Origin of the sequence: Kingella kingae (assembly GCF_900475905.1) — a bacterium.
Taxonomy (GTDB): Bacteria; Pseudomonadota; Gammaproteobacteria; order Burkholderiales; family Neisseriaceae; genus Kingella; species Kingella kingae.
Genome location: NZ_LS483426.1, coordinates 173840 through 190117, shown reverse-complemented (window position 1 = coordinate 190117; position 16278 = coordinate 173840). Strand labels below are relative to the sequence as shown.

Genomic DNA, 16278 nt, shown 5'->3' with positions numbered 1-16278 from the left:
CTTTATTTATCAATCAAAAATATCTTTCAGCTTATCAAAAAAGCCCTTTTGACGTGGCGTTTGGCTAATATCCAAACCAGTAGAAATCTTCTCAAATTCCACCAGCAATTCCTTTTGGCGTTCCGTCAAATTAACAGGCGTTTCCACCACTACATGACAATACAAATCGCCCACCAAACTACTACGAACCGATTTAATCCCCTTGCCTTTCACGCGCAAACGCTTACCATTTTGCGTGCCTTCGGGAATATTCAGTTTAACCTTGCCCGTCAAAGTAGGCACTTCCACTTCGCCACCCAAAGCCGCAGTCGCAAAACTAATCGGCAATTCACAATGCAAATCCGTTGGTGCATCGGGGTCGCGCTGGAAAATCTTGTGTTCGCGCACCGACACATGGATATACAAATCGCCAGCAGGCGCACCATGCGTGCCAGGTTCGCCCTCGCCAGTTAAACGAATGCGCTGACCATCGTCAATACCAGCGGGAATGTTCACTTCCATCGTTTTGCTGGATTTAACGCGCCCAGAACCATGACATTTCACACACGGCTCTTTAATTTCCTTGCCCGAACCGTGGCAAGTTGGACACGTTTGCTGAATCTGAAAAATCGCCTGACGCACATGAACCGTACCCGAACCGCCACAAGTGCGGCAAGTGGTCGCTTTTGTTCCCACTTTCGCGCCCGAACCATGGCACACATCGCATTCATCGTGCGTAGGAATCGTGATTTGTTTTTTCACGCCAGACGCTGCTTCTTCCAGCGTAATCTCCACGCCATATTGCACGTCCGAACCCTGATAATTCGGCTGACGCGCACTGCCACCACCAAACATCTGGCTAAAAATATCGCCAAAATCGCCGCCAAAGCCACTGAATCCACCACCAAAACCACCAGCACCGCCACCAAATCCGCCTGCGCCAGCCTGTTCAAACGCCGCATGACCATACTGGTCGTATGCCGCTCGTTTTTGAGGGTCAGACAACGTATCGTATGCCTTTTGTACTTCTTTAAACTTATCTTCCGCTTCCTTGTTATCGGGATTGCGGTCGGGGTGGTATTTCATCGCCATTTTGCGATAGGCTTTTTTAATCTCATCATCGCTTGCCGATTGGCTCACACCCAGCGTTTCATAAAAATCTTGTTTACTCATGGTTTGGTTTTCTTTGTCAAAATCAAAAATAAATAACGAATGCCAGCCAATATAATGCCAAAGTAGCATATTTCAAGCCAATGTGTTGATTAAAAGCAGCCTGCACTTTAAATAGTATGATGTGCAGGCTGCTTTTAAAATCACAATCGCAATCCAAAATAAGTATTAAGCAAACAAAATTATCACATTAGCTCAGAAGGGGTAATAATTTTGTTACAAAAAAACAACACATTTTAGAAAGTGTGGTGCATTAATATAAAATACATAAAAACAATAATTTATTTTAAAATTGGCGATGAAATTAATCAGAGTAAACGTAAAGCTGTCACAAAACCGCTTGCCTATCTGGAGGTAAAAACTATATATTGCACCCACAACGCCAAGCGCAAAGTTTGGTAGTCGAAGTTAAATTTGATACAACATGTCGGCGAAAACCGACCCTTTTTCAACTAAGTGCTAAAAGGAACTTAAACATGAAAAAAACTTTAATTGCAGTAGCATTGGCTACTTTGTCTGCAACTTCAATGGCTGACGTGATTTTGTACGGTAAAATCAAAGGTGGCGTGGAAGTAACCAAAGAAAAAGGTGAATCTGGTACAGATACTACAATCGTAGACTACGGTTCACGTATTGGCTTTAAAGGTCACGAAGAATTGAACGCTGGCTTGAAAGCAATCTGGCAATTGGAACAAAAAGTAAACATCGGTGGTAAATCTACTGGTTTCGGTACTCGTAACTCATTCATCGGTTTGGAAGGTGGCTTTGGTCGCTTGACAGTTGGTTACCAACACAACCCAGTGGGTGATTTTGCTGGCAATTTGGACCAATGGAGTTATGATTCTGGTGCAGCAGGTTTAAGTGTGTTTACTCGTGGAACTGCTATTAACAAACGTCGCGTTAGTGCATACTACACTAGCCCAGATTTCGGTGGTTTCTCTTTAGGTGCTTATGTTTCTCCTAGCGATAACAATAGCACAGACGATAGCGATAAAGCAGTTTACGCAGCAAGCTTGCGTTACAAACACGCTTCTGGCTTCTTTGCTGATGTATTGGGTGGTATGGCACACAAATCTGCTGTAAATGGTAAAGATGGTTACCAAATTGTTGCACAAGCAGGTTACGATGCTGCACCTTGGTTTGCAGGTGTTGCATACCAAACTACTCGTGGTGTAAACTTGGATGACTATGCTGATGCATACAAATCTCAAGAAGTTGCTGCATCTTTTGCTTACGATGTAAGTGACGCATTGAAAGCTAAAGCATCTGCTGTTTATGGCTTTGGTTTCAAAAATGTGGATGGTGCTAAATTGTTTAATAATGGTAAATATTACCAAGCTGTTATCGGTGCTGATTACGCATTGAGCAAACGTACTGTTGCTAATGCACAAGTTGGTGCAATCCGTGCTAAAAATGCTGCTGGTGAAAATAAAACAGTTGGTACTTTAAGCGTTGGTATGGGTCACGCATTCTAATCTAAATTATCGCTTGATAATTTAATCTAACAGCCCCTGTTTTGGCATTGCTAAAACAGGGGCTGTTTGTGTGCAGGCTGCTTTTTGATGCAAAAAAGCGACATGGGGCGAAGCTGTTTTATTTTGTATTTAATTGAATAAAAACAATATTGCTGAAACGGATATGATTTTAGATGCCTAATCCTAATTTTTATCTATAAATTGGGTTAATGTGTTTGTATTCTGTTTGCAAACCTTGTATATTTACAAATCAGGAAGATTAGTGTGATAATTAAGCACGCTATTTTATTTTATGCACATAAGGAAATGAATAATGAAAAAAACGTTATTAGCGATTGCGTTAGCTGCGGTATCAACCACTTCAATGGCGGATGTAATTTTGTATGGTAACATTAAAGGCGGTGTGGAAGTGACCAAAACGGTAGGCGTAAACGGCACAACCACAGCTATTGCCGATTATGGTTCATTTGTTGGCTTCAAAGGTCATGAAAACTTAAATGGCAATTTAAAAGCCATTTGGCAATTGGAGCAAGACGTTGATGTGGCTGGTGGTGCATACGGCAAAAACCGCACACAAGGTTTTGGCACGCGCGATTCGTTTGTTGGTTTGGCAAGCGATTTCGGTACAGTTAAAGCCGGTTACCAAAGCACTCCTATCAAAGCGGTAAACGACCGTTTGGATATTTGGGAATATGGTCAAGGCGGCAAAGTGGCTGGCTTGGGCGAATTCACACAAGACAGCGATGCTAACACTCGCGCAGTGGCTATTTCTTACGAAACACCAAACATGGGTGGCTTTACCGCTACGGCTTATGTATCGCCTAGCGATAACAACCAAGGCAATAAAACAGATGGTCGCGACCGTTCAATCTATGGCGTGGGTGCAAGCTACGAACAACCAGAAGGTGGCTTCTTTGCTGATGTGGCTGGTGTATATGTGAAAGCGGGTGCGAATAACTTTACCAATACTTCTGCACGTCATGCGCCTAATTATGACCATGCGTACCAAGCGATTGTTCAAGCTGGTTATGAGCAAGGTAATGTGTTAGTGGGCGTGGCGGCACAACGTGCGAAAAATGTGGACGTAAACTACGATGTTCGCAACGAAGTAGCTGTGTCTGGTGCATATAAAGTGAGCCCTGCATTGCGTTTGAAAGCATCTGCAGCATACGGCTTTAAATTGGCTGACCAATCTGGTGCGAAAGCATACGGCAACGGTAAATACTTGCAAGGTGTTGTGGGTGCGGACTATGCGTTCTCTAAACGCACGATGGTTAATGGTCAAGTTGGCTACACGCAATTTGGTAACAAAGCCAACAACAACCGTACTGGTGCAGTTAGCATGGGTATGAGCCATAAATTCTAATTTTGCTATTTAATCAAAAGCCCTGTAATCCTAATTGGATTGTGGGGCTTTTTGCCGTGCAGGCTACTTTTACCGAATATGCTAAAATACCGCCCAATTTATTCAAAAAAGCAGCCTGCACTTATGTCTAATTCTATCTTTGTCCCACTTCGGGCGCATTCCGAATTTTCGATTACAGATGGCATCATTCGCGTGTCGGAACTTGCCAGCCATGCCGCCAAGTTGGGCTATCCTGCGCTGGCTTTAACCGATTTGATGAACACGTTTGGCTTAATCAAATTTTATAAAGCGTGTCGCAAAAAAGGCATCAAGCCGATTATTGGCGCAGATATTCGCGTAGAAAATCCCAATCAAGCCGATGATTTTTACAGCGTGTTGCTGCTGGCAAAAAATCATCAAGGCTATGTGCGTTTGGCAGAATTGCTCACCGCTGCCTACGAAGGCGATGGGCGCGATTTGCATTGCCCCAAAGTGTTGGAACGCGATTTGGCAAACGGCGACAATTCGGGCCTGATTTGTTTGTCGGGCGCACAACAGGGCGAAGTAGGGCGACATTTGCTGTTGGATAATGTGGCTGATGCACGTGCTGCTGCACAAAAATACGCAGCGTGGTTTCCCAATGCGTTTTATTTGGAATTGCAACGCCTAAACGAAAAGCCCGAATGGGAACAATGTGTCGCAGGCAGCCTGCACTTGGCAGCGGAATTGGATTTGCCTGTGGTGGCAACGCATCCGATTCAGTTTTTGCAACGCGAAGATTTTAAGGCGCACGATGCGCGAGTGTGTATTGCTGGTGGCTGGGTGTTGGCAGACAAAAAGCGTCCGCAAAATTTTGTCGATAGCCAATATTTTGTGTCGCCACAAGAAATGGCGGAGCGTTTTGCCGATATTCCCGAAGCGTTGGCGAACAGCTTGGAAATTGCTAAACGCTGCAACGTGACTTTAACGCTGGGCAAGCCTGTATTGCCCAATTTCCCCACGCCAAACGGCATGGATTTGAACGATTACTTGGTGCATTTATCCAACGAAGGCTTGCGCGAACGTATGGCGGTGCTGTATCCCAACGAAGACGAACGCACCCAAAAAATGCCCGAATACCAAGCGCGTTTGGATTTTGAGTTGCAAACCATTATCCAAATGGGCTTCCCTGGTTATTTTTTGATTGTGCAAGACTTCATTAACTGGGCAAAAAACAATGGTTGCCCCGTTGGGCCGGGGCGCGGTTCGGGTGCAGGCTCGTTGGTGGCGTATTCGTTGCGAATTACCGACCTAGACCCGCTCAAATACGCGCTGCTGTTTGAACGCTTTTTAAATCCAGAGCGTGTGTCCATGCCCGACTTTGATATTGACTTTTGCCAAGCTAATCGCGGTCGTGTCATTGAATATGTGCGCGAAAAATACGGCAAAGAAGCGGTTAGCCAAATTGTGACCTTTGGTACGCTGTCGTCCAAAGCCGTGATTCGCGATGTGGGGCGCGTGTTGCAGCTGCCGTTTGGTTTGTGCGACCGTTTGTCCAAGCTTGTGCCAGTGGTGCAAAACAAGCCACTTGGATTGCAGGCTGCTTTGGAAGAAGAGCCCGAAATCGGTAAAATCATTCAAGAAGAAGAAGCCGAAGAATTGCTGGAATTGGCAATGAAATTGGAAGATTTAACGCGTAATTTGGGTATGCACGCAGGGGGCGTGTTGATTGCGTTGGGCAAGATTTCCGATTTTTGTGGCGTATATCAAGCCGATGAAAGCTCGTCGCCTGTGTCGATGTATGACAAGGGCGATGTGGAAGACATTGGCTTGGTAAAATTTGACTTTTTGGGCTTGCGAAATCTGACGATTATCGAAATGGCGCAAAATTTCATCAAGCAAACCACAGGCAATGTGGTGGACGTGAACTACATTCCGCTGGACGACCAAAAAGCCTATCAAATTTTCCGCAGCCCACCCAACACCACCGCCGTGTTCCAGTTTGAATCCAGCGGCATGAAGCAAATGCTCAAAACCGCGCACACGACCAAGTTTGAAGAATTGATTGCGTTTGTGTCGCTGTATCGCCCCGGTCCAATGGAGAACATTCCCGATTTTGTGGCGCGAATGAAAGGCGCAGACTTTGAATATTTGCACCCTTTGCTTGAACCTGTGCTTGAACCGACTTATGGCATTATGGTGTATCAAGAACAGGTGATGCAGGCGGCTCAAGTGATTGGTGGCTATTCCTTGGGTGGTGCGGATTTATTGCGCCGTGCGATGGGTAAAAAGAAACCCGAAGAAATGGCAAAACACCGCGAAATTTTTGCCAAAGGTGCAGCCGAACAAGGCATTAGCCAAGGAAAAGCCGATGAAATTTTTGACTACATGGAAAAATTTGCAGGCTATGGTTTCAACAAATCGCACGCAGCGGCATATGCTTATGTGTCGTACCAAACGGCGTGGCTTAAAGCGCATTATCCTGCCGAATTTATGGCGGCAACCATGTCAAGCGAGTTGGACAACACCGACCAGCTCAAAGTGTTTTATGACGATGCGCGGAGTAAATTAAACGGCATCAGCTTTTTGTCGCCCGATATCAACGAATCGTTTTATCGCTTTATCCCCAACAAGAACAAGCAGATTCGTTATGCTTTGGGCGCGATTAAAGGCACGGGCGAAGCAGCAATCAACGCGATTGTGGCGGAACGTGAACGCGGTGGAAAATTTGTTAGCCTGTTTGATTTTTGCGAACGCATGGGCAAGCAGCACATTAATCGCCGCACCATTGAAGCCCTGATTCGTGGTGGCGCGTTTGATAGCATCGAACCCAATCGCGCGATGCTGTTGGAAAACGTGGAATTAGCGTTGCAAAATGCCGAGCAAAAATCCAGCAACGCCACGCAAGGCGGTTTGTTTGATATGTTGGACGATGCGTTGGACGAAATCCAAATGCAGCCTGCACCTGCGTGGGATTTGGCGCAACAATTAACCGAAGAAAAAACCGCCATCGGCTTTTATTTGAGTGGACACCCATTCAAACCACACGAAGCGGAAGTGCGCCGATTTACCCCGACCAAGCTGGCACATTTACGCGCCCAAAACGACAGCCAACGCATTGCAGGCTTTGTCACATCGGTGCGCACCATCAACACCAAAAAAGGCAAAATGGTTGCCATTGTGTTGGAAGACGATTCGGCAACGCACGAAGTCTTGCTGATGGGCGAAACGCTGGAAAACACGCCACGCGAATTGTTGCAAGCCGACCAAATTTTGATTTGCGATTGCCGTGTGCGCGAAGACCGCGGCGAAAAATCGGACGGCGGTTTGCGTATCAACGTCAATGCGGTGTACACGCTCAACCAAGCACGATTGCATTATGCAGGCTGCTTGAAATTGCATTTGCGCCCCGAACACGATATTGATGCGTTGGTTGCGCTGTTGCAGCCCTATACTCAAAGCGAAAACAAACGCATTCCTGTGCAAATTTACTATCAAAACGACAAGGCGCGTGGCACATTGCTGCCCAGCACGCATTGGGCGGTGGAAGTAAACGAAACTTTGTTCAACGATTTGGGTCAATTACTTGGCACAATGGCGGTGCGTGTGGAATAAAATTGCGCGAAATCAAAAAGCAGCCTGCACTTTCTATTAATTGAAAGTGCAGGCTGCTTTTTAAGCAATATTAAACTAGGACAAGGCGAAATTATAGTGAATTATAGTGAATTAAATTTAGATTAGTACAGCGTTGCCAACTCCCTTATGTACTAGCTGTACACGGCGGTCGTTGTCGCCTTGTCCTAGTTTGAATTTAATCCACTATAAATTGAGGTGGCAAAAGCAGCCTGCACTTATTTGCGCCGATTAGGCAAAGTCAAAGTGGGCAAATTCCAACCGCGATACACCGCCAGCATTCTAATCGCAAAAATCAAACACATTGCCGAAATACTGCGAAACCAGTCGCCCGCCCAATGGCTCGGCAACGCCAAATAATACGCGCTGCCTATAATAGACGCGGTGATGTAGATTTCTTTTTGCAGCACCAGCGGAATTTTGCGGCACACAATGTCGCGCATCATGCCGCCTGCAACTGATGTAATCGCGCCCATAAGCAGCACAATCGGCGCACTCATGCCACGCGAAATAGCAGCCTGCGCCCCAATAATGGTGAATGCTGCCAAGCCCAGCGCGTCAAACCAGCGCAAGGCTTTGTCCACGCGGTCAAAGCTGTGATAAAAAATCTGCACCACCAGCGACACGGCAAAAATCCAATACAGATAATTCAAATCGTGCAGCCAAAAAATCGGGTGGCGATTGAGCAGCAAATCGCGCACCGTGCCACCGCCCACACTGCCTAAAAACGAAATCATAAATGCGCCAAACATGTCAAAGTTTAGGCGTTTGGCAAGCATGGTTGCGGCAACGGTGCAGGCTGCTACGCCTATCATATCCAGCGTGTAGATAATGCTGCTAACAGAAGGGAGATTGTGTGGGAGTTGGTCTAGCATGATGTTTTGTTATTTAAACTGCGAGAATGCCAAAATCAGCGCGAGTGGCTCATCGTGCAAAGGTGTTGCACCAAATAATTGATACCAGTTGCAACATAAATTCCGTCATATTGGTATGACTTAATTCGGCGGCTTTGGTCAAAATAGCCTTATCTTCGCTGCTGATACGAAAGGCAATGCGTTGGTTTTCATGGCTAATCACTTGGGGCATGATATTCCCTTTGTGTGCATTAAAGATGTACAGTTTAACACTTTTAAAGTGCAGGCTGCTTTTTATTCTGTTCACATTCCGCCCAATATTCCTGCAAACCCCGTTCGCGCAACACGCAGCTTGGGCATTCGTGGCAACCGCCGTCCACACCCATATAGCAAGTGTGGGTGCGCGTGCGAACAAAATCCAACGCGCCCAATTCGTCTGCCAATGCCCACGTTTGCTTTTTGGTCAGATACATCAACGGCGTATGCAGTCTAAATTCATAATCCATTGCCAGTTGCAAAGTTTGCTGCATGGAATCAATAAACACTTGGCGACAATCGGGGTAGCCCGAAAAATCGGTTTCGCACACACCAATCACAATATCGTGAATTTGCTGCGATTTGGCATAAATGGCGGCATACAGCAAAAACAGTGCATTGCGTCCGTCCACAAACGTGTTGGGCAAACCGTTGTCTTGGGTTTGAATGCGCGCTTGGCTGTCCATCAGCGCGTTGTGCGTAATGCTGCCCACCAGCGACAAATCCAACACCGTTTGGGCGATACCGAGTTCTTGGGCGATTTCGGTGGCGCGTTGCAATTCAATTGCGTGGCGTTGTCCATAGGCAAACGTCATCGCCTGCACATGGTCTTTGCCATATTGCGCGATGGCTTGAATCAGGCAAGTAGTGGAATCTTGTCCACCCGAAAAAATCACGAGTACGCGCTTATTTTGTGTCATTTTGTTTACCCATTTTCGCTTTAATCATTTCAAACACCATTGGCAACACCGACACCACAATAATCCCAATCACAACTTTGCCAAAATTGTCTTTCACCATTGGCAAATTGCCAAACAAATAGCCCAAATACGTCAGCGACAACACCCACGCCAACGCGCCAATAATGTTGTAGCGAATAAATTTGCTGTAATTCATATCGCCCATGCCTGCCACAAACGGCGCAAACGTGCGAACAATCGGCACAAATCGCGCCAAAATAATGGTTTTGCCGCCGTATTTTTCATAAAACGCATGGGTTTTGTGCAAATATTCTTGCTTAAAGATTTTGCTGTTGGGATTGGCAAACAGTTTTGCGCCAAAGTATTTGCCAATCGCAAAATTAACGGCATCGCCCAAAATGGCGGCAATCAACAATACGCCCACCACAGCGTGAACATTCAAATTGCCTTGCGATGCCGCTGCCACCGCCCCTGCGGCAAACAGCAATGAATCGCCTGGCAAAAATGGCGTAACCACCAATCCTGTTTCGCAAAACACAATCCAAAACAAAATCGCATACAGCCATGCGCCGTATTGAGCGGTGAGCGCGACCAAATGCTGGTCAATGTGGAGAATAAAATCAATGATGGTTGCAATCATGTGCAGGCTGCCTAGATAGTCAAAAAACGCTATTTTATGCTACATTGCGGCTTTGACCAAATCTGTTTATTTCACAAAACGAAAGGAAGCATCATGGCTGTGAACTTAACCGAAAAATCGCCCGACCAACTGCGTTTGATTGATGGCGTGCAACTGTTTACTGCGCAAGCTGGTATCAAAAAAGCCCAACACGATGACGTAACGCTGATGCTGTTGTCGCCTGAAAGCACTGTGGCTGCGGTGTTTACGCAAAACAAATTCTGCGCTGCACCTGTTCGCGTGGCAAAACGTCATTTGTTCAACGAAAACGGTATTCGTGCACTCATCATCAACACAGGCAACGCTAACGCTGGCACGGGTGCATCGGGCGAACAACACGCGCTGCAAATGTGTGCAGCAGCGGCAAAAAGTGCAGGCTGCTTGCTCGAACAAGTGTTGCCGTTTTCCACAGGCGTGATTTTAGAACCGTTGCCGATTCAAAAAATCGTGGACGCATTGCTCAAAATCCGCCAAGTGGATTGGGGTTTGGCAGCGCGTGCGATTATGACCACCGACACCGTAGCAAAAGCCGCTAGTGCCGAAGCGCGAGTAGGCAATCATCACACCGTTCGCGCCACAGGCATTTCCAAAGGCGCAGGCATGATTTGCCCGAACATGGCGACCATGCTCGGCTTTATCGCCACCGATGCGAATATTGCCCAACCCATTTTGCAGCAAATGACCGAAGACATCGCCAACGAAACCTTCAACTGCATTACGGTAGATGGCGACACCAGCACCAACGACAGCTTCGTGATAATTGCCACAGGCAAATGCGGACAAAACGAAATTGACAACATTGCCGACCCACGCTATCAACAAGTCTATGATTTATTAAAACAAGTGGCATTGGAATTGGCGCAAGCGATTGTGCGCGATGGCGAAGGCGCAACCAAATTCATTACCGTGCGTGTAGAAAACGCAAGCAGCCTGCACAATGCGCGAAAAATTGCCTATGCGATTGCCCATTCGCCGTTGGTTAAAACCGCGTTTTCGGCAAGCGACCCCAATTTAGGGCGCATTTTGGCGGCGATTGGCTATTCGGGCGAAGCGGTTGATGTGGACAAATTGCGTTTGTATTTGGGCGATGTTTTGGTGGCGGAACAAGGCGGACGCGCGGCATCGTATCAAGAAGCAGACGGTCAGCGCGTGATGAACGAAGCGGAAATTTTGGTGCGCGTTGATGTGAACGCAGGCACGCACCACGCTACGGTTTATACTTGCGATTTGACCAAAGAATATGTGGCGATTAATGCGGATTATCGTAGTTGATTAGCGCAAAAGGGCAAAGCAGCCTGCACTTTCTATTAACAAAAAGTGCAGGCTGAGATTTTGTATAGTGATTTAAATTTAGATTAGTATGGCGTTGCCAACTCCCTTATGTACTACGCGTACACGGCGGTCGTTATCGCCTTGTCCTAATCTAAATTTAATCCACTATATAATAGATGATTGGGGATATGATTGCGATGTGATAAAAGCAGCCTGCATGAAAACAGTTAAAGTGCAGGCTGCTTTGTACTAAAAACAATGCTTACCGTTTATTCAGTTTGCCCGAAATAAAATTGCCTGTGGTTTGAATGATGACCACCAACACAGTCAGCAACACCACCACCGCTATCATCACATCGGGCATATAACGCTGGTGTCCGTAGCGAATACCCAAGTCGCCAATGCCACCACCGCCAATTAAACCTGCTGCCGCGCTGGCTTCCAGCAAGCCAATCAGCAAAATCGTAATGCTCAACACCAAGCCAGAACGCGCTTCGCTCAACAGCACTTTGAACACAATCGTGCTAGGCGATGCGCCCATAGCCTGCGCGGCTTCTACTACGCCACGCGAAACTTCTTTTAAATTCTGTTCCACCAATCGCGCAAAATAAAAGCAGCCTGCAATGCTCAACGACACGCTAGCGGCAAGCGGGCCAAACGATGTGCCAACAATTAAGCGCGTCAATGGCATCACCACAATCATCAAAATCACAAACGGAAACGCACGCATAAAGCTAACCGCCGTGCCAAGTGTGCGATGAATCGGGCGATTGGCGAAAATTTGCTCATAGCCACTGGTAAACAGCCACACGCCCAACAGTCCGCCCAAAATCACGCTCACGGTTGCCGACACACCCACCATGGTTAGCGTTTCCACAATCGCCTGTTTGAAGTCGGGTAGCAGTTTGTTTAAGTTTTCAAAATTCATTTTGTTTACTTCGTTTATTTGGTTGATTTAAAGTGCAGGCTGCTTTTTTGTTTATCAATTATCCAATAAATCATCAAACAGTCAAACGCCCAATCCTATTAGTAAAAGCAATAGGAAAACGCCCAGCAACGGCATACCTAATCCATTCCAAAAAGCGGAACGATGCGAGCGATATAGCTTTTGTCGCAGCAATCCTATTAGCCAGCCGATTGACCAACCCAGCATACCTATTATGTGCAGCAACACCGCAGGTTCGTGCGAGACAATCGTTTGCCACAACACGAGCCACAGCAGAAGATTCTGGCTCAACGCCATGCCTGTGATAAAAAATGGCTTGGGTTGAGCCAATGTGGACAGCGCAATCGGCACAAACAAAACGATGATGAGATACCACCAGCCAATGTATAGAGAATGCAGCCAAATGGTTGCGCCAATAATCGGCAGCGAGATGCCAATAGCCAGCAAAACATCGGCAATTGCGCGGTGCAGGCTGCTTTTAATCATCGCGCAGCAATTCCTGTCCAATTTCCGATTGCGCCAAAATTGTGCCATTTTGCACTTGCGCCACTTCCAGCAATTTGCCCTGATGCAGCAATGCGGTGCGATGACACAGCTTGCGAATCACGCTCATTTCGTGGGTAACAATTACAATGGTTACTTTAAATCGCTCGTTGATTTCGCGCAGACATTGCAACACGCTGCGTGTGGTAATCGGGTCAAGCGCAGAAGTCGGCTCGTCTGCCAAAATCACGCTCGGATTGGGCGCAAGCGCACGAGCAATGCCCACACGTTGTTTTTGTCCGCCCGAAAGTTGCGCGGGATAATGCCCAGCGCGTTCGGTTAGCCCAACAATTTCCAAGCATTCGGCAACACGCGCCGCGATTTTGTCCTTATCCCAGCCTGCAATTTCCAACGGAAACGCGACATTTTCGGCAACAGTGCGATTGCTCAACAAGTTAAACTGTTGAAAAATCATGCCGATTTGTTGTCGTGCTTGGCGTAGTTGCGCTTCGTTTAGGCTGGTTAAATCTTGCTCGTTTACCAAAACCTTGCCCGAATCGGGTCGCTCCAATAAATTGATTAGGCGCAACAGCGTGGATTTGCCTGCACCCGAATAACCCATTAAGCCAAAAATTTCGCCTTGTTCAATGGTTAAACTGGTCGGCTCAACGGCAGTAAAGCGCGTGTTGTCGCGGGTTTGGAAGGTTTTGGTAACTTGGTCTAATACAATCATTGTGTGGTCTTTTCAATGCAACAAAGCCCGATGCACGAACACAACGGGCTTTGAAAATTCATCGTCCTAGCTTAGCTGTTTGCCCGCAAGCTGTGTCAAATCGGCATAAGATAAGGTGTCGATTAAACGATAAATCATACAATGATGTCAAGATGATTTGCTTCTATGCGATAGAACGAAAATGCAGGCTGCTTTGGATGCCCTAATGTTGCCTGCATAGTTTTGTGCAACGGTTTTCATTGTGAAAATAAATTGCAAGCAATTCAAATCAATAGGTATAATCCGCCTCGTTACTAACCCACATTTGGAGATATAAAATGTCTGTACAAATCAAAACAGCAGCAGAATTAGAAGGTCAAAACGTACCAGCAGTCGTATTCCACACACGACAAGATGATGCGTGGGTAGATGTTTCTACTGACGACTTGTTCAAAGGCAAAACCGTTGCCGTGTTCTCATTGCCAGGCGCGTTTACGCCAACTTGCTCTTCAACTCACTTGCCACGCTACAACGAATTGGCAGCAGAATTCAAAAAACGCGGTGTAGATAGCATTGTTTGTATTTCTGTAAACGACACATTTGTGATGAACGCTTGGTTGGCTGACCAAGAAGCTGAAAACATCATCGTTGTACCAGACGGTAATGGCGAATTCACCAAAGGCATGGGCATGTTGGTAAGCAAAGAGGCATTGGGTTTTGGCGACCGTTCATGGCGTTACTCTATGCTGGTTAAAGATGGTAAAATCGAAAAAATGTTCATCGAGCCAGTAAAAGACGGCGACCCATTCGAAGTGTCTGACGCTGACACGATGTTGAAATACATTGACCCAACTTGGACACCACACGAGTCTGTGTCTATCATCACCAAACCAGGTTGCCCATTCTGCGCCAAAGCCAAAGCTTTGTTGAAAGAAAAAGGCTATGCATTTGAAGAAATCGTGTTGGGTCGTGATGCGTCTATCACTTCTGTACGCGCGATTACTGGCAAAGCGACTGCACCACAAGTGTTCATCGGTGGCAAATACATCGGTGGCAGCGAAGATTTGGAAAAATATTTCGCATAATAAGTGTTCCCCGTGGCGTGGCAGTTTTCTCCTCCTTTTCTGTCGCGCCCATTGGGTAGCGTGCTAGTTTTCTCCTCCTTTTCTAGCCGTTGCCCCCTGAATAGCCCACAGGGTTATTCAGGCAGCCTGCAATATTTTGTTATGATGCAGGCTGTCTGAGTAACTCTTTTTATGCATCATAATTATTGATTTTAACTAAAATATTTTCAACTTTATAAGGATTTAGCTATGAAAAAAATTCTAGCAGACGTAGTAGTGATTGGCGGTGGAACAGCTGGCATGGGTGCGTATCGCAATGCCTTGTTGCATACCAAAAATGTATATTTGATTGAAAGCCATGTATTTGGTACGACTTGTGCGCGTGTCGGCTGTATGCCGTCAAAATTGTTGATTGCAGCGGCAGAATCGCGTCATCACGCTTTGCATACCGACCCATTTGGTGTGCATTTGGACAAAAGTTCGATTGAAGTCAATGGTGTAGAAGTGATGAATCGCGTGAAATCTGAGCGCGACCGTTTCGTTGGCTTTGTCGTGTCAGACGTGGAAGAGTGGGACGCAGATAAACGCATCATGGGCGCGGCTAAATTTATTGACGAACACACCGTCCAAATTGACGACCACACGCAAATCACGGCAGAGCGCATTGTCATCGCCACAGGTTCGCGCCCTGTTGTTTTCCCACAATGGGAAGTCTTGGGTGACAAGTGCATCATCAACGATGACGTGTTTTCGTGGGACACATTGCCCGAAAGCGTTGCCGTGTTTGGCGCAGGTGTGATTGGCTTGGAATTGGGTCAAGCCTTAAAACGCTTGGGTGTGAACGTGGAAATTTTCAGCGTAGGCGGTGCGATTGGCGGTATTTCTGATCCAGTTGTATCCAACGAAGCCAAAGCGATTTTTGGCGCAGAGTTGCCTTTGCATTTGGACGCGAAAACTGAAGTCTCTTTAAATGCAGACGGCAAAGTGGAAGTGAAATGGGAGCAAGACGGCAAAAGTGGTGTGTTTGTGGCGGATTATTTATTGGCTGCCGCAGGTCGCCGTCCGAATGTGGACAACATCGGTTTGGAAAACATCAACATTGAACGCGATGCACGTGGCGTGCCAACCGCTGACCCGTACACCATGCAAACCAGCATTCCACATATTTTCATTGCAGGCGATGCGTCTAACCAACTGCCGTTGCTACACGAAGCCAGCGACCAAGGTAAAATCGCAGGCGAAAATGCAGGTAAATATCCCAATATTTCCAAAGGTTTACGCCGTAGCATGATTGGTGTGGTATTTACCACTCCGCAAATCGCGTCTATTGGTAATCGTTTTGCAGGTTTGAAAGCGCAGTTTGGCGATGATTTTGACAGCAAAGTGGCGATTGGCGAAGTTTCATTCAAAAATCAAGGGCGTAGCCGTGTGATGTTGGTTAATCAAGGTCATTTGCGTGTGTATGCCGAAAAATCAACAGGCAAATTCTTGGGTGCGGAAATGGTTGGGCCTGCTGCCGAACACATCGCGCACTTGTTGGCGTGGGCGCACCAGTTGAATTTGACTGTGCCGCAAATGTTGGATTTGGCGTTCTATCACCCTGTGATTGAAGAAGGTTTGCGTACTGCTTTGCGTGATGTGAATGCGAAATTAGCGTAATCGGTTGATATTGAAGTGCAGGCTGCTTTTTTACTTGCCAAAGCAGCCTGCACTTTTTGTGTGCATACAATT

General features: G+C 46.6%; 14 protein-coding genes. 6 read left to right on the top strand and 8 right to left on the bottom strand.

Annotation, left to right across the window (positions count from 1 at the left end; translation table 11 throughout):
* Nucleotides 1-9 precede the first annotated feature (9 nt).
* On the bottom strand, nucleotides 10-1152 hold the full coding sequence (gene dnaJ, locus DQN52_RS01005) for a molecular chaperone DnaJ (RefSeq protein WP_032827849.1): 1143 nt from the start codon (nucleotides 1150-1152) through the stop codon (nucleotides 10-12).
* Nucleotides 1153-1625: 473 nt separating this feature from the next.
* Between dnaJ and DQN52_RS01000 the strand changes: the two genes are divergently transcribed.
* The 3 genes from DQN52_RS01000 (at nucleotide 1626) to dnaE (ending at nucleotide 7563) form a co-directional block, all read left to right on the top strand.
* Nucleotides 1626-2624 (top strand): porin, encoded by a 999-nt coding sequence (locus DQN52_RS01000; protein WP_003788234.1) that lies wholly within the window; start codon nucleotides 1626-1628, stop codon nucleotides 2622-2624.
* Nucleotides 2625-2937: 313 nt separating this feature from the next.
* Nucleotides 2938-3990, top strand: coding sequence for a porin (locus DQN52_RS00995; RefSeq protein WP_003788232.1), 1053 nt, complete (start codon nucleotides 2938-2940; stop codon nucleotides 3988-3990).
* 123 nt (nucleotides 3991-4113) lie between these two features.
* Nucleotides 4114-7563, top strand: a complete 3450-nt coding sequence (dnaE, locus tag DQN52_RS00990; RefSeq protein ID WP_032827822.1) for a DNA polymerase III subunit alpha — start codon at nucleotides 4114-4116, stop codon at nucleotides 7561-7563.
* Nucleotides 7564-7799: 236 nt separating this feature from the next.
* On the opposite strand, the gene DQN52_RS00985 is transcribed toward dnaE, so the two are convergent.
* Genes DQN52_RS00985 through DQN52_RS00970 form a run of 4 tightly spaced genes read right to left on the bottom strand, consistent with a single transcriptional unit; the run spans nucleotide 7800 to nucleotide 10031 of the window.
* Nucleotides 7800-8456: a trimeric intracellular cation channel family protein gene (locus tag DQN52_RS00985; protein WP_003788226.1), complete on the bottom strand. Its 657-nt coding sequence runs from the start codon at nucleotides 8454-8456 to the stop codon at nucleotides 7800-7802.
* Between the two features lie 49 nt (nucleotides 8457-8505).
* On the bottom strand, nucleotides 8506-8667 hold the full coding sequence (locus tag DQN52_RS00980) for a type II toxin-antitoxin system TacA family antitoxin (protein WP_003788225.1): 162 nt from the start codon (nucleotides 8665-8667) through the stop codon (nucleotides 8506-8508).
* A 43-nt stretch (nucleotides 8668-8710) separates the two neighbouring features.
* Nucleotides 8711-9391 (bottom strand): 7-cyano-7-deazaguanine synthase QueC, encoded by a 681-nt coding sequence (gene queC, locus DQN52_RS00975; RefSeq protein WP_003788223.1) that lies wholly within the window; start codon nucleotides 9389-9391, stop codon nucleotides 8711-8713.
* The gene (locus tag DQN52_RS00970; RefSeq protein WP_003788222.1) at nucleotides 9378-10031 is read right to left on the bottom strand and encodes a DedA family protein; all 654 of its coding nucleotides are present in this window, start codon (nucleotides 10029-10031) and stop codon (nucleotides 9378-9380) included. Before DQN52_RS00970 ends, queC begins: the two co-directional genes overlap by 14 nt.
* 93 nt (nucleotides 10032-10124) lie before the next feature.
* Between DQN52_RS00970 and argJ the strand changes: the two genes are divergently transcribed.
* Nucleotides 10125-11342 carry a bifunctional glutamate N-acetyltransferase/amino-acid acetyltransferase ArgJ gene (gene argJ, locus DQN52_RS00965; protein WP_019390054.1) on the top strand — a complete coding sequence of 406 codons (1218 nt, stop codon included), beginning with the start codon at nucleotides 10125-10127 and terminating at the stop codon, nucleotides 11340-11342.
* Nucleotides 11343-11604: 262 nt separating this feature from the next.
* Here the strand turns inward: argJ and DQN52_RS00955 are convergent, their stop codons facing one another.
* From DQN52_RS00955 to DQN52_RS00945, 3 genes are all read right to left on the bottom strand, one after another.
* Nucleotides 11605-12270 (bottom strand): methionine ABC transporter permease, encoded by a 666-nt coding sequence (locus DQN52_RS00955; protein WP_003788216.1) that lies wholly within the window; start codon nucleotides 12268-12270, stop codon nucleotides 11605-11607.
* Nucleotides 12271-12351: 81 nt separating this feature from the next.
* Nucleotides 12352-12774, bottom strand: coding sequence for a hypothetical protein (locus DQN52_RS00950; protein ID WP_003788215.1), 423 nt, complete (start codon nucleotides 12772-12774; stop codon nucleotides 12352-12354).
* Nucleotides 12767-13504, bottom strand: coding sequence for a methionine ABC transporter ATP-binding protein (locus DQN52_RS00945; RefSeq protein ID WP_003788213.1), 738 nt, complete (start codon nucleotides 13502-13504; stop codon nucleotides 12767-12769). The genes DQN52_RS00950 and DQN52_RS00945 overlap by 8 nt, the downstream gene beginning before the upstream one ends.
* A 317-nt stretch (nucleotides 13505-13821) precedes the next feature.
* Here DQN52_RS00945 and DQN52_RS00940 point away from each other — a divergent pair, with 317 nt between their 5' ends.
* Nucleotides 13822-14568 (top strand): glutathione peroxidase, encoded by a 747-nt coding sequence (locus DQN52_RS00940; protein WP_003788211.1) that lies wholly within the window; start codon nucleotides 13822-13824, stop codon nucleotides 14566-14568.
* Between the two features lie 228 nt (nucleotides 14569-14796).
* Nucleotides 14797-16206, top strand: a complete 1410-nt coding sequence (locus tag DQN52_RS00935; RefSeq protein WP_003788209.1) for a dihydrolipoyl dehydrogenase — start codon at nucleotides 14797-14799, stop codon at nucleotides 16204-16206.
* Nucleotides 16207-16278 lie beyond the last annotated feature (72 nt).

What these genes read in the sequence shown, in the direction of transcription:
- DQN52_RS00970 (WP_003788222.1), bottom strand. Translation starts at nt 10,031, where the DNA reads ATGATTGCAACCATCATTGATTTTATTCTCCACATTGACCAGCATTTG.
- dnaE (WP_032827822.1), top strand. Translation starts at nt 4,114, where the DNA reads ATGTCTAATTCTATCTTTGTCCCACTTCGGGCGCATTCCGAATTTTCG.
- queC (WP_003788223.1), bottom strand. Translation starts at nt 9,391, where the DNA reads ATGACACAAAATAAGCGCGTACTCGTGATTTTTTCGGGTGGACAAGAT.
- DQN52_RS00950 (WP_003788215.1), bottom strand. Translation starts at nt 12,774, where the DNA reads ATGATTAAAAGCAGCCTGCACCGCGCAATTGCCGATGTTTTGCTGGCT.
- DQN52_RS01000 (WP_003788234.1), top strand. Translation starts at nt 1,626, where the DNA reads ATGAAAAAAACTTTAATTGCAGTAGCATTGGCTACTTTGTCTGCAACT.
- DQN52_RS00935 (WP_003788209.1), top strand. Translation starts at nt 14,797, where the DNA reads ATGAAAAAAATTCTAGCAGACGTAGTAGTGATTGGCGGTGGAACAGCT.
- DQN52_RS00980 (WP_003788225.1), bottom strand. Translation starts at nt 8,667, where the DNA reads ATGCCCCAAGTGATTAGCCATGAAAACCAACGCATTGCCTTTCGTATC.
- DQN52_RS00955 (WP_003788216.1), bottom strand. Translation starts at nt 12,270, where the DNA reads ATGAATTTTGAAAACTTAAACAAACTGCTACCCGACTTCAAACAGGCG.
- DQN52_RS00985 (WP_003788226.1), bottom strand. Translation starts at nt 8,456, where the DNA reads ATGCTAGACCAACTCCCACACAATCTCCCTTCTGTTAGCAGCATTATC.
- argJ (WP_019390054.1), top strand. Translation starts at nt 10,125, where the DNA reads ATGGCTGTGAACTTAACCGAAAAATCGCCCGACCAACTGCGTTTGATT.
- dnaJ (WP_032827849.1), bottom strand. Translation starts at nt 1,152, where the DNA reads ATGAGTAAACAAGATTTTTATGAAACGCTGGGTGTGAGCCAATCGGCA.
- DQN52_RS00945 (WP_003788213.1), bottom strand. Translation starts at nt 13,504, where the DNA reads ATGATTGTATTAGACCAAGTTACCAAAACCTTCCAAACCCGCGACAAC.
- DQN52_RS00995 (WP_003788232.1), top strand. Translation starts at nt 2,938, where the DNA reads ATGAAAAAAACGTTATTAGCGATTGCGTTAGCTGCGGTATCAACCACT.
- DQN52_RS00940 (WP_003788211.1), top strand. Translation starts at nt 13,822, where the DNA reads ATGTCTGTACAAATCAAAACAGCAGCAGAATTAGAAGGTCAAAACGTA.